Below are 17264 nucleotides of genomic sequence, written 5' to 3'. Positions count from 1 at the left end.
CCGTACGGACCCGTCTCACCAGGAGCCCGCTTCCATGACCACCGTCACCACCCGTCGCAGCGACCGGCGGATCAGTCCCGTCTTCCTCGGGATCGCGGCCGTCACCGCCGTCACGGGCTGGGCGACCTGGACCGGGTTCGCCGCGCAGCCCGGCGTCGCCGTGTTCCTGTTCGTGACGGCGGCCTGGATCGTCTCGCTGTGCCTGCACGAGTACGCGCACGCGCGCACCGCGCTGCACGGCGGGGACATCACCGTGGGCGCCAAGGGCTACCTGACGCTCAATCCGCTGAAGTACACGCACGCGGTGCTGAGCATCGTGCTGCCGGTGATCTTCGTGATCATGGGCGGGATCGGCCTGCCCGGCGGCGCGGTGTTCATCGAGCGCGGGCGGATCCAGGGGCGCTGGAAGCACAGTTTGATCTCGGCGGCCGGCCCCCTGACGAACGTGGTGTTCGCGCTGGTGTGCACGGCCCCGTTCTGGCTGGACGCGCTGGACGGGGTGCCGGCCGACTTCCGTTTCGCCCTCGCCTTCCTCGCGCTGCTCCAGGTGACGGCCGCGATCCTGAACTTCCTGCCGGTGCCGGGCCTGGACGGCTACGGCGTGATCGAGCCGTGGCTGTCGTACGGGGTGCGGCGGCAGGTGGAGCCGTTCGCGCCGTTCGGGCTGCTGTTCGTGTTCGCGCTGCTGATGGTGCCGTCGGTCAACGGCGTGTTCTTCGACGCGATCTACGCGGTGCTGGACGCCCTGGGCGTCGGGGACGTCGAGCGGTACTGCGGCGAGGACCTGTACCGCTTCTGGCAGGGCACCAGCGACTTCTGCGCCGCGGTCTCCTGACCGCCGGCCCGGGCCGGTCCCCCGGCCCGGCGCCTCAGCCCGCGACGGACTTCCTGACCTTGTCGCGCTTGAGGTAGTACCAGGTCATGTTGGACGACAGGCCCGCCAGCAGCACCCACACGATGCCCAGCCAGTTGCCCTGGACGAAGGAGACGACCGCGGCGGCGACGGCGAGGACGCAGACCACGAGGGCGTAGAGGGCGAGGCGGGGCATGGGGCTGGCTCCTTGTGGGGGACACTGCTTCGCCGACCAGTGTCCCCCATCGCCCCGCACGGCTCACACGTCGGTGACGCGCAGCCCGGCGTGCGCCTTGTAGCGGCGGTTGACGGAGATCAGGTTGGCGACCAGGGACTCCACCTGGTGGGCGTTGCGCAGCCGGCCGGCGAAGACGCCGCGCATGCCGGGGATGCGCCCGGCCAGCGCCTGCACGGTCTCCACGTCGGCGCGCTCCTCGCCGAGCACCATCACGTCGGTGTCGATCTCCTCGATCGACGGGTCCTGCAGCAGCACCGCGGACAGGTGGTGGAAGGCGGCCGTGACGCGGGAGTCCGGCAGCAGGGCGGCGGCCTGCTCGGCGGCGCTGCCCTCCTCGGGCCGGAGGGCGTAGGCGCCCTTCTTGTCGAAGCCGAGCGGGTTGACGCAGTCCACGACGAGCTTGCCCGCGAGGTCCTCGCGCAGGGACGCGAGGGTGTCGCCGTGGCCCTCCCACGGCACGGCGACGATCACGACGTCGCTGCGCCGGGCGCACTCGGCGTTGTCGGCGCCCTCGACGCCGTGACCGAGCTCCTCGGCGGCGGTCCGCGCGCGGTCGGCGGCGCGCGAGCCGATGATCACCTTCTGGCCGGCCTTGGCGAGGCGGTACGCGAGGCCCTTGCCCTGCGGCCCGGTGCCGCCGAGCACGCCGACGACGAGGCCGGAGACGTCGGGCAGGTCCCACGGGTCCTTGGCGGGGGCCTTCTGGGGGGCAGCCTGTGCACTGTCGGAAGAGGTCATGGGCCGACTGTACGTGGGGCCGGGTCCTGGTCGCCCGGTCGGGGGAATCCGCCGCGAACGCCCCGCGCGGGCCCCGCCGCCGGGCCAGGATGCGGGGTCATGGACGCCGTACGGGTCGCGCTGCTGCGCGAAGTGCTCGCCGGGACCGAGTGGCTGGGGGCGACGCGGAGGTTCGCCGGGGCGCTGCGCGGCTCGGTGGTGGCGCACGGGGGCGGGCTGCTGCTGGTGGGGACGGCCGCGTACGAGCCGTGGCACCTGGCGGCGCACCTGGTGGACGAGGCGGCCTGGTCGGGCACGCCGGAGCTGGCGCCGACGCTGGTGCGGCACGACGCGCGCCCTTCGGACCCGGCGCACCTGGCGGTCGGCCTGGGGCGGATCGAGGCGGCCCGGCGGGGCGAGACGCTGCTGGTGGTGGCGGAGCGGGAGGACGCGGCGCTGCTCGAGCGGGTGGCCGGGGCCCGGCGGGGCGGGGTGACGGTGCTGGCGCTCGGGGCCGGGGACGGGGAGCTGCCCGCGCTGGCCCACGAGGTGCTGCCCGTTCCCGAGGGCGCGGAGCTGGACCTGGACACCGTGCAGCACCTGGTGAGCGCGGCGGCCGGGGAGAACGCCGTCCCGCGCCCGCGGGGCCGCCGCCGCTTCCGCGACGCCCTGTCCCGCCTGGCGGAGTCCCTGACGGAGCCCCCGCCCTCGCCCTGGTGAGACGACCGGCCGCGCCTGGAGGGGGTCGACGGGCGCGCCGGCCGGGAAAAACGTTTGCCGGAGGTCACGGCGGGCCGGACCATGGCATCTCGTGACCGACGCAGCACCCGTATCCCCGCCCCCCGCCGCTCCCGAGCCGCCCGGCGCCCCCGCCGCCCCTGCCGCCCCTGCAAAGGGCCTGCGGTCCGTGCTGCCGGACCTGGCTCCCTGGCGGGCCTCGCGGGACTTCCGGCGGCTGTGGGTGTCGGGGCTGGTGTCGGGGTTCGGCAGCTTCCTGACGTTCGTCGCGCTGCCCGTGCAGATCAAGGAGCTGACCGGGTCCGCCGCGGCCGTCGGGGCGATCGGCGCCGTCGAGCTGGTGCCGCTGCTGGTGTTCGGGCTGTACGGCGGTGCCCTCGCCGACGCGCTGGACAAGCGCAAGCTGATCGTGCGGACCGAGGCGGGCCAGGGGCTGCTGTCGGCCGGGCTGCTGCTCAACGCGCTGCTGCCGGAGCCCGCCGTGTGGCCGCTGTACGTGGTCGCCGCCCTGTCCTCCGCGCTGGTCTCGGTGCAGCGGCCCGCGCTGGACTCCCTGTGGCCGCGGATCGTCGCCCACGACCACCTGCCGGCCGCGGCCGCGCTGAACTCCCTGCGCTGGACGGTCGGCGGGGTCGCCGGACCGGCCGTCGCCGGGGTCGTCGTGGCCTACGCCGGCCTCGGCTGGGCCTACGGCGCGGACCTGCTGACCTTCGTGGTGTCCGTGGTCCTGGTCGTGCGCATCGCGCCCTCGCCCGCCTCGCACGCGGCGGGCAGGCCCTCCCTGCGGGCCATCGCCGAGGGCGCCCGGTACGCCTGGAGCCGCAAGGAGCTGCTCGGCACCTACGCCGTGGACCTCGCCGCGATGTTCCTGGCCATGCCGCTGGCCGTGCTGCCGTTCCTGGCGGACGAGCTGGACGCCGAGTGGTCGCTCGGCCTGATGTACGCGGCGGTGCCCGCCGGGGCGCTGGTGGTGAGCCTGACCAGCGGCTGGGTCTCACGCGTCCACCGGCACGGCCGGATGGTGGTGCTGTCCGCCGCGCTGTGGGGGCTGGCCGTCGCCGGTGCGGGACTCGTGCACGACGTCTGGCTGGTGCTGCTGTGCCTGACCGTCGCCGGCGGCTGCGACATGGTCAGCGGCGTCTTCCGGGGCGCCATGTGGAACCAGACCATCCCGGACGAGCTGCGCGGGCGGCTGGCCGGCATCGAGCTGCTGTCGTACTCGGTGGGGCCGACCCTCGGCCAGGTCCGCAGCGGCGCGTTCGCCGCGCGGTGGGGCGTGCGCGCGTCCGTGTGGTCGGGCGGGGTGCTGTGCGCGGGGGCGGTGGGCCTGCTCGCGCTGTGCCTGCCGGCGCTGATGTCCTACGACGAGCGCACCAACGAGCACGCCCGCCGCATGCGGGAGGGACGCGCCCCGGCGGCACACGCCGCCGGGGACGCCCAGGGTTCGCCCTAGTCGTCGTCCTTCGTGCCGCCCGCGGTGGCGTCGTGCCAGCGCGGGTCGTTCTCCCACTCGAGGTTGCGTTCGCGGGCCGTCTGCATCGCGTGCTCCGCCTCCTGCCGGGAGGTGTACGGACCGAAGCGGTCCTTGGCGGGGCAGTCGGGCCCCTCCTCCACCTTGTGGTGCTCCAGGCAGTAGTACCACTCGCCCGGCTTGCCGACCGTGCGCTTCTTGAACAGGGCCATGACCAGCTCCTCTCGCCTCCGACATGTTCCCCGATGCCCGCTCGTTAGACTCGCTCCATGTCTGGCCAGTCGCTGCTCGTCCCAGGGGAGCTGTCCCCCACCCGTACCGTGCCCGGAAACATCCGCCGCCCCGAGTACGTCGGCAAGCCCGCGCCGACGCCGTACACGGGCCCTGAGGTGCAGACTCCCGAGATCGTGGAGGCGATGCGCACCGCCGGGCGGATCGCCGCGCGGGCGATGGCCGAGGCCGCGAGGATCATCGCGCCCGGCGTCACCACCGACGAACTGGACCGGGTGGCGCACGAGTACCTGTGCGACCACGGCGCCTACCCGTCCACGCTCGGCTACCGCGGCTTCCCCAAGTCGCTGTGCACCAGCGTCAACGAGGTCATCTGCCACGGCATCCCGGACTCGACGGTGCTGCGCGACGGCGACATCGTCAACCTGGACGTCACCGCGTACATCGGCGGGGTGCACGGCGACAACAACGCCACCTACCTGGTCGGTGACGTCGACGAGGAGTCACGGCTGCTCGTGGAGCGCACCCGGGAGTCGCTGAACCGCGCGATCAAGGCGGTCCGGCCGGGCCGGCAGATCAACGTCATCGGCCGCGTCATCGAGTCGTACGCCAAGCGCTTCGGCTACGGCGTGGTGCGGGACTTCACCGGGCACGGCATCAACTCGTCGTTCCACTCGGGCCTGATCATCCCGCACTACGACAGCCCGCACGCGACGACGGTGATGCAGCCGGGGATGACGTTCACGATCGAGCCGATGCTGACGCTCGGCACCCACGAGTACGAGATGTGGGACGACGGCTGGACGGTCGTCACCAAGGACCGCAGGCGCACGGCCCAGTTCGAGCACACCCTGGTGGTCACGGAGACGGGCGCGGACATCCTGACGCTGCCGTAGCGCCGGGCCCGCACCGGAGGACGCCCCGATGGACTCCCTCGCCGCGCTCCTGCGCACCGCCACCCGGCACCAGCACGCGGAGGCGGAAGCCTCGGCGTTCCTGGCCCACCTGCTGGGCGGGCGCCTCGACGTGGGCGCGTACGCCCGCTGCACCGAGCAGTTGTGGTTCGTCCACGAGGCGCTGGAGGCGCCGGCCGGGCGCCTGGTGTCCGACCCGGTGGCCGGGTCCTTCGTGCGCCCGGAGCTGTTCCGGCTCCCGGCGCTGGAGCGGGACCTGGCGCACTGCGGGGTCCCGGCTGGCGCGCGTCACTGAGCGCCGCGTTCAAGCGGACTACCGGCGGCTGCCGGACGAGGTGGGCGCCGACGGGCCGAGCGGCAGCGGATGGTGGCCGAGTGCCGGCGGGCGTTCGCGCTGAACACGGCGGTCCTGCGGGAACTGGGCGAGGAGTGCGCCCTGCCGGGGTGACGACGTGCGGGTGCCCCGGACCGCGCCCACGGCAGCGGGGCGCGGTCCGGGGCACCGGTGCGGCTCAGGCGAAGAAGAGGTCGCCGCAGTTCGTGCCGGCACCGCCGAGGTCGGCCGTGACGGTGTCGATGTAGTAGAGGTACGTGCTGCAGGTCCTGCCGTCCTCGGAGCCGCCGCGCTGCTCGTGGTCGGCGGCGGAGGCCGTCGCCGCGCTCACGGCGGTCAGGGCGGCGGTCAGGACGACGGCGGCGAGAGCCGAACGAATGCGCATGGGTCTCCTCTGTTCGGGAGGGGTGACTGGTCAGGGCCATCGGTTCCCCGGCGGCGGCCACCCCCACACGCTGTTCCACCCGAACGCGCGACGCTCAGCGCTCCAGGTACACCCGTCCGCCGATCTCCACCCAGCCGCCCGGCTGGGGGGCCGTCAGGATCTGCGATCCGGCGCCCTGGGTGATGTTCAGGGCGCGGCCCAGCCGGTCGGTGAGCAGCAGCGCCGCCGCGCCCGTGGCCTCGTCCTCCTCGATGCCGTCGCCGCGGCCGGGGAACGCGCGGGCCCGGACCCGGCCCGCCGGCTCGTCCTCCCAGGCCCAGGCGTAGATCCACTCGCCGGGCGGCGGGACGGCGAGGTCGTCGACCTCGGCGGCGGTGGCGTACCGGCGCAGGGTGCGCGGCGGGGCCCATTCGGCGCGCGCCTCGATCCAGCAGAACTCGCCGTCCTGCCGGGCGCCCACCACCCCGGCCGGGGTGATGAGTTCCGGCACGTCGAGCAGCCAGGCCGCGCCGACGCAGGGGTGGCCGGCGAAGGGCAGGCGCAGGGTGGGCGTGTAGATGTCGACGATCCCGCGCTCGGGGTCGTCCACGAACACCGTCTCGCTGAACCCGAGCTTCCCGGCGAGCGCCTGGCGTTCCGCCTGCCCCGGCAGCGCCGAGCCCTCGCGGACCACGCCCAGTTCGTTGCCGTAGCCGCCGTTCGGCGCGCAGAAGACGCGGAGCACGTCGTAGGCGGGCACGTCGTAGTCAGTCACCCGCGCATTGAAGCACCCATAGATTCCTTGAATCTCCCTTGACCATCGCATGGGGTGCGATTTGGCCTGCCGTGATCGGCTCGTGCCTTTACAGCGTCTATGAGAGAGGAATCACGGCCCATGGGGGTACGGCACAGGTAAGCCTCAGATAACTTAGGCGAGCCTCACCAATCCGAACCTGCCAGGCCGGGAGCCCGCATGCGAGCCGCCAGAGTGTCCGTCGTCACCGCCGTCTCCGTGGCGGCGGCCCTGACCGCCGTCACCGGCTGCACCGAGAAGAGCGACGCCGCCGACGGCGACCGCGTGATCTCCGTCACGGCGACCGACGACAAGTGCGACACCTCCGTCAAGGAGATCTCCGCCGGCCACGTCGAACTCTCCATCGAGAACAAGGGCTCCAAGGTCACCGAGGTCTACGTCCTCTTCCCCGACGACCGCGTCGTCACCGAGCGGGAGAACATCGGCCCGGGCACCAAGCAGCGGGTCACCGCCGAGGTGAAGGCCGGCGAGTACCAGATCGCCTGCAAGCCCGGCATGAAGGGCAAGGGCATCCGCCAGACCCTCAAGGTCACCGGCGGCAGCACCGCCCAGCGCGACCCGCGCCTGGACCGGGCCGTGGCCGCCTACCGCCAGTACGCGCAGCAGCAGGCCGACGAGACGCTGCCGAAGGTGCAGGCGTTCGTGACGGCCGTGAAGGCCGGGGACGTCGCCGCCGCGAAGAAGGCGTACGCGCCCTCGCGCATCGGCTGGGAGCGCACCGAGCCGGTCGCGGAGTCCTTCGGCGACATCGACCCCAAGGTCGACCTGCGCGAGGCCGACCTGGAGGCCGGGCAGAAGTGGACCGGCTGGCACACGCTGGAGAAGGCGCTCTGGAAGAACGGCACCGTCAGCGCCGCCGACAAGGTCCTCGCCGACCAGCTCGTCACCGACCTGACGGACTGGCAGAAGCGGGTCGGCACCGCCGAGATCACGCCCACCTCCATGGCCAACGGCGCCAAGGAGCTGCTGGACGAGGTCGCCACCGGCAAGGTCACCGGTGAGGAGGAGACCTTCTCGCACACCGACCTGGTCGACTTCAAGGCCAACGTCGAGGGCGCGCAGAAGGCGTACGACCTGCTCGAGCCGGTCGCCCGCAAGAACGACGCGGCCCTGGCCACCGAACTGGACCAGCAGTTCGCCGCGCTGGACACGCTGCTGGACAAGTACCGCGCGGACAAGACGTCGTACGACTTCGTCTCCTACGACAAGGTCGGCGAGGCCGACCGCAAGCAGCTCTCGGACGCGGTCAACGCGCTCGCCGAGCCGCTGTCCAAGCTCGCCGCTGCCGTCGCCAAGTAACGGGGAACCCGACTGACATGACGGACACCGACACCACCGACAGCAACGGCAGCGCCCGCAGCACCGACTCGACGGCCAAGTCGCCCACCCGGCGCTCGCTGATCGGCTGGGGCGGCGCGGGGCTCGCGCTCGGTGCCGCCGCGGCCGGCGGCGCCGTCGCCATGACCCGCGTCGGCAACGACGTGGACCCGGCGGGCGCCGACGCCGGCGGCGCGGTGCCCTTCCACGGCGTCCACCAGGCGGGCATCTCCACGCCCGTGCAGGACCGGCTGCACTTCGCGGCGTTCGACGTGACCACCGGGGACCGCGCGGCGTTCGTCCAGCTTCTGAAGGACTGGACCGCGGCCGCCCGCCGGATGACGGCCGGCAAGGCGGTCGGCGAGGGCGCGTACGGCGGTCTCGCCGAGGCCCCGCCGGACGACACCGGCGAGGCGCTGGGCCTCAAGCCGTCCCGGCTGACGCTGACGATCGGCTTCGGCCCGTCGCTGTTCACCAAGTTCGACCTGGCCGGGCAGCGGCCGGACGCGCTGATCGACCTGCCGAAGTTCGCCGGCGACGCCCTCGACGCGAACCGCAGCAACGGCGACCTGTGCGTGCAGGCCTGCGCCGACGACCCGCAGGTGGCCGTGCACGCCATCCGCAACCTCGCCCGCATCGGCATGGGCAAGGTCGTCATCCGCTGGTCGCAGCTCGGCTTCGGCAAGACCTCCTCGACCACGCCCGGCGCGCAGACCCCGCGCAACCTGATGGGCTTCAAGGACGGCACCCGCAACATCGCGGGCACCGAGACCGACCGGCTCGACAAGTTCGTGTGGGTCGGCGAGAAGGACGGCCCCCGCTGGATGACCGGCGGCAGCTACCTGGTGGCCCGCCGGATCCGCATGCACATCGAGACCTGGGACCGCACCTCGCTGCAGGAGCAGGAGGACGTCTTCGGCCGCGACAAGGGCGAGGGCGCCCCCGTCGGCAAGGCCAAGGAGCGCGACGAGCCGTTCCTGAAGGCGATGAAGCCCGACGCGCACGTGCGGCTCGCGCACCCCCACTCCAACGGCGGCGCGACGATCCTGCGCCGCGGATACTCCTTCACCGACGGCACCGACGGCCTGGGCCGGCTGGACGCGGGCCTGTTCTTCCTCGCCTACCAGCGCGACGTGCGCGAGGGGTTCGTGCGCATCCAGCGCAACCTCGCCACCGACGCCCTCAACGAGTACATCCAGCACGTGGGTTCGGCGGTCTTCGCCGTGCCGCCCGGCGTCCGCGACGAGGACGACTGGTGGGGCCGCACGCTGTTCGCCAAGGAGGCCTAGCCCGTGTTCTCCAACTACCTGATCGGACTGCGCGAGGGCCTGGAGGCCAGCCTCGTCGTCTGCATCCTCATCGCCTACCTGGTCAAGACCGGACGCCGGGACGCCCTGAAGCCGATCTGGCTCGGCGTCGGCACCGCCGTGGTGATCGCGCTGGGCTTCGGCTGCGCCCTGGAGTTCGGCTCCCAGGAGCTGACGTTCGAGGCGCAGGAGGCGCTCGGCGGCTCCCTGTCGATCATCTCCGTCGGCCTGGTGACGTGGATGGTGTTCTGGATGCGGCGCACCGCCCGGCACCTGAAGGCGGAGCTGCACGGCAAGCTGGACGCGGCCCTCGCCCTGGGCACGGGCGCGCTGGTGGCGACCGCGTTCCTCGCGGTGGGCCGGGAGGGCCTGGAGACCGCCCTGTTCATCTGGACGTCCGTGCACGCGGCCGGCGACGGCACCCCCCGCCCGCTGGTCGGCGCGGCGCTGGGCCTGGCCACCGCGGTGCTCCTCGGCTGGCTGTTCTACCGCGGCGCGCTGCGCATCAACCTGGCGAAGTTCTTCACCTGGACCGGCGGCATGCTGGTCGTCGTCGCGGCGGGCGTCCTCGCCTACGGCTTCCACGACCTGCAGGAGGCCGACTGGCTGCCCGGGCTGACCGACCAGGCCTTCGACATCACCGGGGCGATCCCGCCGGACAGCTGGTACGGCACGCTGCTCAAGGGTGTGTTCAACTTCCAGGCCGACCCCACGGTCCTCCAGGTCACGGTGTGGCTGCTGTACCTGGTCCCGACGCTCGCCCTGTTCCTCGCCCCGGTAGGGTTCGCCTCCGGGAAGGGGAAGGTGAAGACACCGGATGACGCACCGGATGACCAGGGAGCGCGGCCCGAGGACCGGCCGTCCAGGACCCAGCAGGCGTGAGCGCGGCGCGCTCCTGGCGGCCTCGCTGACCGCCGTCTCGCTGACCGCGAGCGGCTGCGTGGTCGTCCACGGGGAGCGCGTGGTGGTCCCGGCCGGCACGCGCGGCGAAGCGGCCCGCGCGGTCGAGGAGTTCACCGCCGCGTACAACAAGGCCGACGCCGCCTACGACGCGTCCCTCGACGCCGCGTACACCGCCGGCCCGCTCAAGGTGATCGACGCGGCCCGCCTGAAGGCCGGGCACGTCAACCACCCCGGGGGCAATCCGCAGCACACCCCGCTGGCGCTGTCGGACGTGCGGTACACGATCCCGAAGAAGGCCGGCTGGCCGCGCTGGTTCGTCGCCGACGCGCAGGCCAACAAGGGCGGTTCGGCCCGCTGGCTGATGGTGTTCCAGCGCCACGACGTCTCCGAGCGGTGGCAGGCCACGTACCTCACGCTCGTCGCGCCCGGCGCGCTGCCTGAGTTCGAGAAGGACGCGGACGGCTGGGCCGAGGCGGTCCCGGCCGACGCGAGCGGGCTCGCCGCCGCGCCCGGCACCCTCAGCAAGGGCTACGCCGACTACCTCCGCAGCGGCGGGAGTTCCTTCGCGGACGGCACGCACACCAGCGCGCTGCGCGCCCAGCGGCAGAAGAACGCGAGCCGGCCCGGGCTCGCCACGCAGTACGTCGACGAGCCGCTGACCGACGGCGACTACGCGCCGGTGGCGCTGCGCACGGCGGACGGGGGCGCGCTGGTGTTCTTCAGCTCGCACCACTTCGTGAAGCAGACGGCGGCGCAGGGCGCGAGCGTGCCGGCGCCGAACGCGAACGTGCGGGCGCTGACCACGGGCGAGATCAAGCAGACGCTGACGATGGAGTTCGTGGCCAACCAGGTGGCCGTGGACCCGGCGGGCACCGGCGGTCGCGTCTCGGTGCTGGCCCGGGTCGAGGGGCTCACCTCCGCCAAGGGCGAGTGACGCGGGGCCGTCCCCGGCGGGCCCGGGACCTCAGTGGCGCAGGGGCCACGGGGAGGACGACTGGTCCTGCCCCGCGTACTTGGCGCAGGCGTCCGTGAGGGACTCCAGCAGGGTCAGCGGCTCGGGCAGGGGGTGCTCCGGGCCCCGGACCCAGTGCACCGACCGCCCGTCGTCACCGGGGAGCCGGGAGGGCGGCACGAGGACGTAGGAGCCCCGGCAGTGCCAGCGCAGGCCGGGGTGCTCGTCCATGGTCTCGGGGTGGCAGTCCAGCTCGCAGGGCCACCACTCGTCCTCGTCCTCGGGCGTGCCGCGGGTGAGGGTGAAGAAGTACATCCGGCCGTCGTCGCTCTCGGCGACCGGGCCGACCTCCACACCGGAGTCCAGCAGCCGCTCCAGGGCCTCGCGGCCGGCCTCCACGGGCACGTCCAGGACGTCGTGGGTCATGCCGGTGGCGGTGATGAAGTTGGCCTGCGGCTGGTGGCGGGCCCAGCGCTCGACCTGGGTGCGGTCGGTGGTGGACTGCGTCTGCCAGGCGAAGGACACCGGGTGCCGGGCGGGGGTGGGACAGCCCACGCGGTCGCAGGAGCACCGGTAGCCGGCGGCGGGGTGGGCGGCGGGTGCGAGCGGCAGGCCCGCTCCGGCGGCGGCGAGCAGCAGGGCCTCACGGCCGCCGTCGCCGGCGTCCTCCTGCGGGCCGTTCCCCCGCAGCCACCGGGAGAGTGTGCCCCGCAGGCCGGTCCGGCCACCGAACTCCGCGCTCATCCGTCCCCTCGCCTCGCTGTTGTGCGGACAGCATGCCCCATGGTCCCACCTTCCGGCGCTGCGGGGGGCCGGGGGGCCGGATCGGGGCAGGTGGGACGAGGAGCACGCGGGGGCGCACACCGGCCACCGGATGCTCCGCCCGGCTCACGGGGGGCGGGGGCGGGCGCGTCAGCGGGGGGCGAGTCCGTGCAGGGCGTAGTCGACGAGGGTGTCGGTGTAGGTGTGGGAGATCTCACCGGTGTGCTGGAGCCAGCGCTGGGCGAGCGGGGAGACGAACAGCTCCAGCGCGATGCGCGGGTCGACGTCGGCGCGGACCTGGCCCGCCTCCTGGGCGGAGCGCAGCCGCTCGGCGTAGAGCTGGAGCTGCGGCTCCAGGAGCTTGGCCACGAACTCGCGCCCGAGCTGCTCGTTCACCAGTCCCTCGGCGGCCAGGGCGCGCGAGGGGGCCTCGAAGCGCGGGTCGAGGAGTTCGTCGACCGTGGCCCGCAGCACCGCCTTGAGGTCGGCGGCGAGGTCACCGGTGTCGGGGATGCGGTACGGCTGCTGCCCCGCCTCCTCGGCGACCCGCTCCCCCAGGTCCAGGAACGCCTCCAGCAGCACGTCCGCCTTGGACGGCCACCAGCGGTAGATGGTCTGCTTGCCGACCCCGGCCCGGGCGGCGATCCCCTCGACCGTCGTCCTCGGGTACCCGACCTCGCCCACCAGGGAGAGCGCCGCGTCGTAGATGGCGCGGCGGGACTTCTCACTGCGGCGGCGGGAGTCGGGACGCTTGACCATGATCCGACGCTACCGCGCTCCCGGCGCGCTCCCTCACGCCTCCTCGGCCGGGTAGCGCACCCCGATCCGCTCGCGCACGGTGTCCAGGGTGCGCATCACCGCGAGGGTGCCGTCCAGCGGGACCAGCGGTGATTCGGTCTCCCCCGCGCGGACCGCCCGCATCACCTCGCGCGCCTCGTGGCGCAGCGTCGTACGGGGGCCGTGGGCCGGGTCGGCGAGGAACTCCTCCGGTTCGCGCCCGGTGCGGTGCAGCACGAACCGCTCGGGGTGGAAGAAGCCGGCGGGCAGGTCGATCCGCCCGCGGGTGCCGGTGACCGACGCGGTCGTGCCGGTACCGCCGTCGATGGAGCAGTGCAGCGCGGCGAGCGCACCGGAGTCCCAGGACAGGACGGCGCCGGTCTGCAGGTCGACGCCCTCGTCGGAGAGCACGGCCTGCGCGGCGATCCCGGCCGGCTCGCCGAGCAGGAGCTGGGCGAAGGACACCGGGTACACGCCGAGGTCGAGCAGCGCGCCGCCGCCCTGGGCGGGGTCGCGCAGCCGGTGCGCGGGCGGGAAGGGGCCCTCCAGGCCGAAGTCGGCCTGCACGGTGCGCACCTCGCCGATCGCACCGTCGTCGACGAGCTGCTTGAGGCGGCGGACCAGGGGGTTGCAGTACATCCACATCGCCTCCATCAGGAAGCGCCCCTCGCGCCGGGCGAGGTCGACGAGTTCCCCGGCCTCGCGGACGTTCAGCGTGAACGGCTTCTCGCACAGCACGTTGCGCCCGGCCTCCAGGCACAGCCCGGCGGCGGCCCGGTGGGCGACGTGCGGGGTGGCGACGTAGACGACATCGATGTCCGCGTCCTTGGCGAGGGACGCCCAGTCGCCGTAGGCGCGCGGGATGCCGAAGCGCTCGGCGAACGCCCGCGCCGTGGCCTCGCTGCGCGAGGCGACCGCCACCACCTCGGCCTCCGGCAGGTCGATCAGGTCCGCCGTGAAGGCGGCGGCTATCCCGCCCGTCGCCAGGATGCCCCACCGCACGCTGTCCGTCGTCATGCCCGCCCGCCCTCGCAACCGTCCCAGCAGTCCGTACGAGCTGAGAGCATAGGTGCCGCACGGGTCGGAGAGGGAGGGGCCACATGTCCGAGGGCGGGGCGATACCGGAGCCGTCGGTCGCCGGGAGCGCACCGGACGCGGCGCGGGAGAGCGCCCCGGCCGCGCGTCCGGGGCCGGGCACCGGGCTGCTGGTGACGCTGGTGCTGGGCGGGCTGACCGCGATCCCGGCACTGTCGATGGACATGTACCTCCCGGCGCTGCCGGAGGTCTCCCGCACCCTGCACGCGCCGGCCGCGACGGTCCAGCTCACGCTGACGGCGTGCCTGGCCGGGATGGCGCTGGGACAGCTCGTGGTGGGCCCGATGAGCGACCGGTGGGGCCGGCGCCGCCCGCTGCTGGCGGGGCTGGCGGTGTACGTCGTCGCCACGGCCCTGTGCGCGGCGGCCCCCGACGTGGAGCTGCTGGTCGTGCTGCGGCTGGCGCAGGGCCTGGCGGGCTCGGCCGGCATCGTCATCGCGCGGGCCATGGCCCGGGACGTGTACGACGGTGTGGCGATGGCCCGTTTCTTCTCCACGCTGATGCTGATCGCCGGGGTGGCGCCAGTCGTGGCGCCGCTGATCGGCGGGCAGGTGCTGCGGGTGACGGACTGGCGGGGCGTGTTCGTCGTGCTGACGGTGGTCGGGGCGCTGCTGGGCGCGCTGGTGTGGGCGCGGCTGCCGGAGACCCTGGAGCCGGCCCGCCGGCACGCGGGCGGGGTCGGGCAGGCGCTGCGCTCGATGCGCGGGCTGCTGGCCGACCTGCCGTTCGCCGGGTACATGCTCAGCGGCGGCTTCGCCTTCGCCGCGCTGTTCGCGTACATCTCCGCCTCGCCGTTCGTGGTCCAGGAGATCTACGGTGCCTCGCCGCAGACGTTCAGCCTGCTGTTCGGGCTGAACTCGGTGGGGTTGGTGGCGGCCGGCCAGCTCAACGGCAAGGTCCTGGTGGGCCGGGTGCCGCTGGAGCGGGTGCTGGCCACCGGCCTGGCGCTGCTGGTGCTGGCGTCGACGGCGCTGCTGCTGATGGCGACCGGGGCGTTCGGCGCGGTGGGGCTCGCCCCGGTGGCGGCGGCGCTGTTCGTGCTGATGTCGGCGATGGGCCTGACGCTGCCCAACGCGCAGACGCTCGCCCTGGTGCGCACCCGGCACTCCGCGGGGGCCGCGTCCGCGCTGCTGGGCACGGCGTCGTTCCTGGTCGGGGCGGTGGCCTCGCCGCTGGTCGGGGTGGCCGGTGAGCACACGGCGGTGCCGATGGCCCTCGTCCAGCTCGCCGCGTCACTGGTGGCGGTGGCCTGCTTCGTGGGAATGTGCCGTCCCTGGAACACCCGTACGGGCGCGGAGGGAGCAGGGAGCTGAGCGCACCGAGACTGCGCGTCGACACCCCGGAGAGGGCCGGCCTCGACGCGGAACGCCTGCGTCCGCTCGCCCGCATGGTGCACGACCTCACGGAGGGCGAACGCCCCTGGGCGGCGGGCGCCGTCCTGGTGGCCGGGCGCGGCCCGGTGATCGCCGTGCAGGAGGCGGCGGGCTGGGCGGTGCGCTACGCGCGCCACGACCCGGAGACGGACCGCGGTGTCGAACTGCCGCCCCGGGACCGGGTCCCGGTCACCGTCGACACGCCCTTCGACCTGGCGTCGCTGACCAAGCTGTTCACGTCGGTGGCGGCGGTGCAGCAGATCGAGCGGGGCACGCTCGGCATCGACGCGCGCGTCGGCGCGTACCTGCCGGACTTCGCCGCGGCGGCCAAGCACGGACTGACGGTCCGTCAGCTCCTGACGCACACCTCCGGGCTGCGGCCGGAGCTGCCGCTGTACGACTGCGCCGACGACACCGGGCGGCTGGCGCTGCTGCGCGCCGAGGCCCCGGTGTCCGAGCCGGGCGTCCCCGTCTACTCGGACCTGAACATGCTGCTGCTCCAGCACCTGCTGGAACGGCTGACCGGCCGGCCGCTGGACGTGCTGGTCCACGACGGGATCACCCGGCCGCTCGGCATGACGGCGACCCGTTTCGGCCCCTGCCCCGGCGCCGCCGCCACCGAGGACCAGCGGCGGCCGTGGGCGAAGGCGGACCGGGGCATGCTGCGGGGCGTCGTGCACGACGAGAACGCCTGGGCCGTGGGCGGGGTCGCCGGGCACGCGGGGCTGTTCTCCACCGGCCGGGACCTGGCGGTGTTCTGCCGGGCGCTGCTGTGCGGCGGCGCGTACGGTCCCGCGCGCATCCTGGGCCCCGACTTCGTGGACCTGCTGCTCGCGCCGCCGGGGCTGGGCTTCGCCGTGGACCAGCCGTGGTTCATGGGCGAGCTGGCGGGCCGGGGCGCGGCGGGCCACACGGGGTTCACGGGCACGTCGCTGGTGCTGGACCCGGTCACGGACACCTTCCTCGTCCTGCTGGCCACCACGGTCCACCCGCGCCGCCGCGCCCCCGACAGCGCCCCGCGGGCGGCGGCGGCCACGCTCCTCGCCCGGGCGGTGAGGTGACCGCGGCCGGGACACCCGGGCGCGACGCCTAGAATCGGCGGGTGAACGACCTGCCCTCGGACGACGACCTCCGTACCGCGCTCGACCGCCTGCTCGACGGGCTCCCGCCCTCCCAGGCGGCGCGGGCGGTCGACCGGCTCATCGCGACGTACCGAGGGGCCACCCCGACCCACGCCCCCATCCTGCGCGACCGCGCCGACGTGGCCGCGTACGCCGCGTACCGCATGCCGGCCACGTTCGAGGCGGTCCGCACGGCCCTGGGCGCCCTCGCCGCGGCCGCCCCCGGCTGGGTCCCGGCGGGCCACCTGGACGTCGGCGGCGGGACCGGCGCCGCCACCTGGGCGGCGACCGCGACCTGGGCCGGCTCCCGCCCGGTGACGGTCCTGGACTGGTCCGGGCCGGCGCTGGAGCTGGGCCGGGAGATCGCCGCCGCCAACCCGGCGCTGGAGAGGGCGCGCTGGGAACGCGCCCGGATCGGCGCCTCGCTCACCCTGCCGCCCACGGACCTGGTGACCGTCTCCTACGTCCTCAACGAGCTGTCCCCCGCCGACCGCGGCGCGCTGCTGGCCGCCGTGGCCTCCGCCGCCGGGGCCGCGGTGATCGTCGAGCCGGGCACCCCGGACGGCTACGCGCGCGTGCTGGAGGCCCGCGACCGGCTGCTCGCGGCCGGCTTCCGGGTCGCCGCGCCCTGCCCGCACGACGCGGCCTGCCCCATCGCCCCCGGCACGGACTGGTGCCACTTCTCCGCGCGGGTCAGCCGGTCCTCGCTGCACCGCCGGGTCAAGGGCGGCTCCCTGCCGTACGAGGACGAGAAGTTCGCCTACGTCGCGGCCGCCCGCTTCCCCGTCACGCCGGTCCCCGCGCGGGTGGTCCGGCGGCCGCAGATCCGCAAGGGGCAGGTGCTCCTCGACCTGTGCGAGACCGAGGAGCGGCTGCGGCGGGCGACGGTGACCAAGCGCCACGGGGACCTGTACAAGGCGGCCCGGGACGCCGACTGGGGCGACGGCTGGCCGCCCGCGGGGGACGGCGCACCGGACGCCTGA

At 74.1% G+C, this 17264-nt stretch carries 19 protein-coding genes and 1 pseudogene; 12 read left to right on the top strand and 8 right to left on the bottom strand.

Going from position 1 to position 17264, the window contains the following annotated elements; genetic code table 11:
* Positions 1-34: 34 nt before the first annotated feature.
* On the top strand, positions 35-835 hold the full coding sequence (locus E4U92_RS11460; RefSeq protein WP_137300233.1) for a site-2 protease family protein: 801 nt from the start codon (positions 35-37) through the stop codon (positions 833-835).
* Between the two features lie 34 nt (positions 836-869).
* Here the strand turns inward: E4U92_RS11460 and E4U92_RS11455 are convergent, their stop codons facing one another.
* Both E4U92_RS11455 and npdG read right to left on the bottom strand, forming a co-directional pair.
* Positions 870-1049 (bottom strand): hypothetical protein, encoded by a 180-nt coding sequence (locus E4U92_RS11455; protein ID WP_137300232.1) that lies wholly within the window; start codon positions 1047-1049, stop codon positions 870-872.
* 63 nt (positions 1050-1112) lie between these two features.
* Positions 1113-1829 (bottom strand): NADPH-dependent F420 reductase, encoded by a 717-nt coding sequence (npdG, locus tag E4U92_RS11450; protein WP_137300231.1) that lies wholly within the window; start codon positions 1827-1829, stop codon positions 1113-1115.
* Between the two features lie 99 nt (positions 1830-1928).
* Between npdG and E4U92_RS11445 the strand changes: the two genes are divergently transcribed.
* Both E4U92_RS11445 and E4U92_RS11440 read left to right on the top strand, forming a co-directional pair.
* Positions 1929-2528, top strand: a complete 600-nt coding sequence (locus E4U92_RS11445; protein WP_137300230.1) for a hypothetical protein — start codon at positions 1929-1931, stop codon at positions 2526-2528.
* A gap of 178 nt (positions 2529-2706) precedes the next feature.
* Positions 2707-3999 carry an MFS transporter gene (locus E4U92_RS11440; protein ID WP_229862317.1) on the top strand — a complete coding sequence of 431 codons (1293 nt, stop codon included), beginning with the start codon at positions 2707-2709 and terminating at the stop codon, positions 3997-3999.
* Here E4U92_RS11440 and E4U92_RS11435 read toward each other — a convergent pair.
* The gene (locus E4U92_RS11435; protein WP_137300228.1) at positions 3996-4229 is read right to left on the bottom strand and encodes a hypothetical protein; all 234 of its coding nucleotides are present in this window, start codon (positions 4227-4229) and stop codon (positions 3996-3998) included. The two genes, E4U92_RS11440 and E4U92_RS11435, sit on opposite strands and share 4 nt — an antisense overlap.
* A 57-nt stretch (positions 4230-4286) precedes the next feature.
* On the opposite strand from E4U92_RS11435, the gene map reads away from it, so the two are divergent.
* On the top strand, positions 4287-5144 hold the full coding sequence (gene map, locus E4U92_RS11430) for a type I methionyl aminopeptidase (protein ID WP_137300227.1): 858 nt from the start codon (positions 4287-4289) through the stop codon (positions 5142-5144).
* A 28-nt stretch (positions 5145-5172) separates the two neighbouring features.
* Positions 5173-5610, top strand: a pseudogene (locus E4U92_RS11425) (biliverdin-producing heme oxygenase).
* A 64-nt stretch (positions 5611-5674) separates the two neighbouring features.
* Here the strand turns inward: E4U92_RS11425 and E4U92_RS11420 are convergent.
* Positions 5675-5881: a hypothetical protein gene (locus tag E4U92_RS11420; RefSeq protein WP_137300226.1), complete on the bottom strand. Its 207-nt coding sequence runs from the start codon at positions 5879-5881 to the stop codon at positions 5675-5677.
* Positions 5882-5975: 94 nt separating this feature from the next.
* Positions 5976-6620, bottom strand: coding sequence for a PhzF family phenazine biosynthesis protein (locus tag E4U92_RS11415; protein WP_137300501.1), 645 nt, complete (start codon positions 6618-6620; stop codon positions 5976-5978).
* Positions 6621-6833: 213 nt separating this feature from the next.
* Between E4U92_RS11415 and efeO the strand changes: the two genes are divergently transcribed.
* From efeO to E4U92_RS11395, 4 genes are read left to right on the top strand one after another with little or no spacing between them, the layout of a single operon-like run.
* Positions 6834-7973 carry an iron uptake system protein EfeO gene (efeO, locus tag E4U92_RS11410; RefSeq protein ID WP_137300225.1) on the top strand — a complete coding sequence of 380 codons (1140 nt, stop codon included), beginning with the start codon at positions 6834-6836 and terminating at the stop codon, positions 7971-7973.
* Positions 7974-7990: 17 nt separating this feature from the next.
* The gene (gene efeB / locus E4U92_RS11405; protein WP_137300224.1) at positions 7991-9280 is read left to right on the top strand and encodes an iron uptake transporter deferrochelatase/peroxidase subunit; all 1290 of its coding nucleotides are present in this window, start codon (positions 7991-7993) and stop codon (positions 9278-9280) included.
* Between the two features lie 3 nt (positions 9281-9283).
* Positions 9284-10180, top strand: a complete 897-nt coding sequence (efeU, locus tag E4U92_RS11400) for an iron uptake transporter permease EfeU (protein WP_137300223.1) — start codon at positions 9284-9286, stop codon at positions 10178-10180.
* Entirely contained in the window at positions 10128-11135 is a 1008-nt protein-coding gene (locus E4U92_RS11395) for an SCO2278 family lipoprotein (RefSeq protein ID WP_137300222.1), read from the top strand. Before efeU ends, E4U92_RS11395 begins: the two co-directional genes overlap by 53 nt.
* A 30-nt stretch (positions 11136-11165) precedes the next feature.
* On the opposite strand, the gene E4U92_RS11390 is transcribed toward E4U92_RS11395, so the two are convergent.
* From E4U92_RS11390 to E4U92_RS11380, 3 genes are all read right to left on the bottom strand, one after another.
* Complete coding sequence (locus E4U92_RS11390; protein ID WP_137300221.1) at positions 11166-11897, bottom strand: bifunctional DNA primase/polymerase; 732 nt, start codon at positions 11895-11897, stop codon at positions 11166-11168.
* Positions 11898-12065: 168 nt separating this feature from the next.
* Entirely contained in the window at positions 12066-12674 is a 609-nt protein-coding gene (locus E4U92_RS11385; protein ID WP_137300220.1) for a TetR/AcrR family transcriptional regulator, read from the bottom strand.
* A 33-nt stretch (positions 12675-12707) separates the two neighbouring features.
* Positions 12708-13709 (bottom strand): Gfo/Idh/MocA family protein, encoded by a 1002-nt coding sequence (locus tag E4U92_RS11380; protein WP_137300219.1) that lies wholly within the window; start codon positions 13707-13709, stop codon positions 12708-12710.
* Positions 13710-13792: 83 nt separating this feature from the next.
* Here E4U92_RS11380 and E4U92_RS11375 point away from each other — a divergent pair, with 83 nt between their 5' ends.
* The 3 genes from E4U92_RS11375 to E4U92_RS11365 are packed head-to-tail and all read left to right on the top strand — an operon-like array spanning position 13793 to position 17264.
* Positions 13793-15100: a multidrug effflux MFS transporter gene (locus tag E4U92_RS11375; RefSeq protein WP_137300218.1), complete on the top strand. Its 1308-nt coding sequence runs from the start codon at positions 13793-13795 to the stop codon at positions 15098-15100.
* Positions 15052-16221, top strand: coding sequence for a serine hydrolase domain-containing protein (locus E4U92_RS11370; RefSeq protein ID WP_137300217.1), 1170 nt, complete (start codon positions 15052-15054; stop codon positions 16219-16221). Before E4U92_RS11375 ends, E4U92_RS11370 begins: the two co-directional genes overlap by 49 nt.
* Positions 16222-16262: 41 nt before the next feature.
* On the top strand, positions 16263-17264 hold the full coding sequence (locus E4U92_RS11365; protein WP_137300216.1) for a small ribosomal subunit Rsm22 family protein: 1002 nt from the start codon (positions 16263-16265) through the stop codon (positions 17262-17264).

The organism is Streptomyces galbus (genome assembly GCF_005280195.1).
Taxonomy (GTDB): Bacteria; Actinomycetota; Actinomycetes; order Streptomycetales; family Streptomycetaceae; genus Streptomyces; species Streptomyces galbus.
Note: the sequence above shows the minus strand (reverse complement) of the source record. Positions and strands in the feature narration are given on the sequence as shown.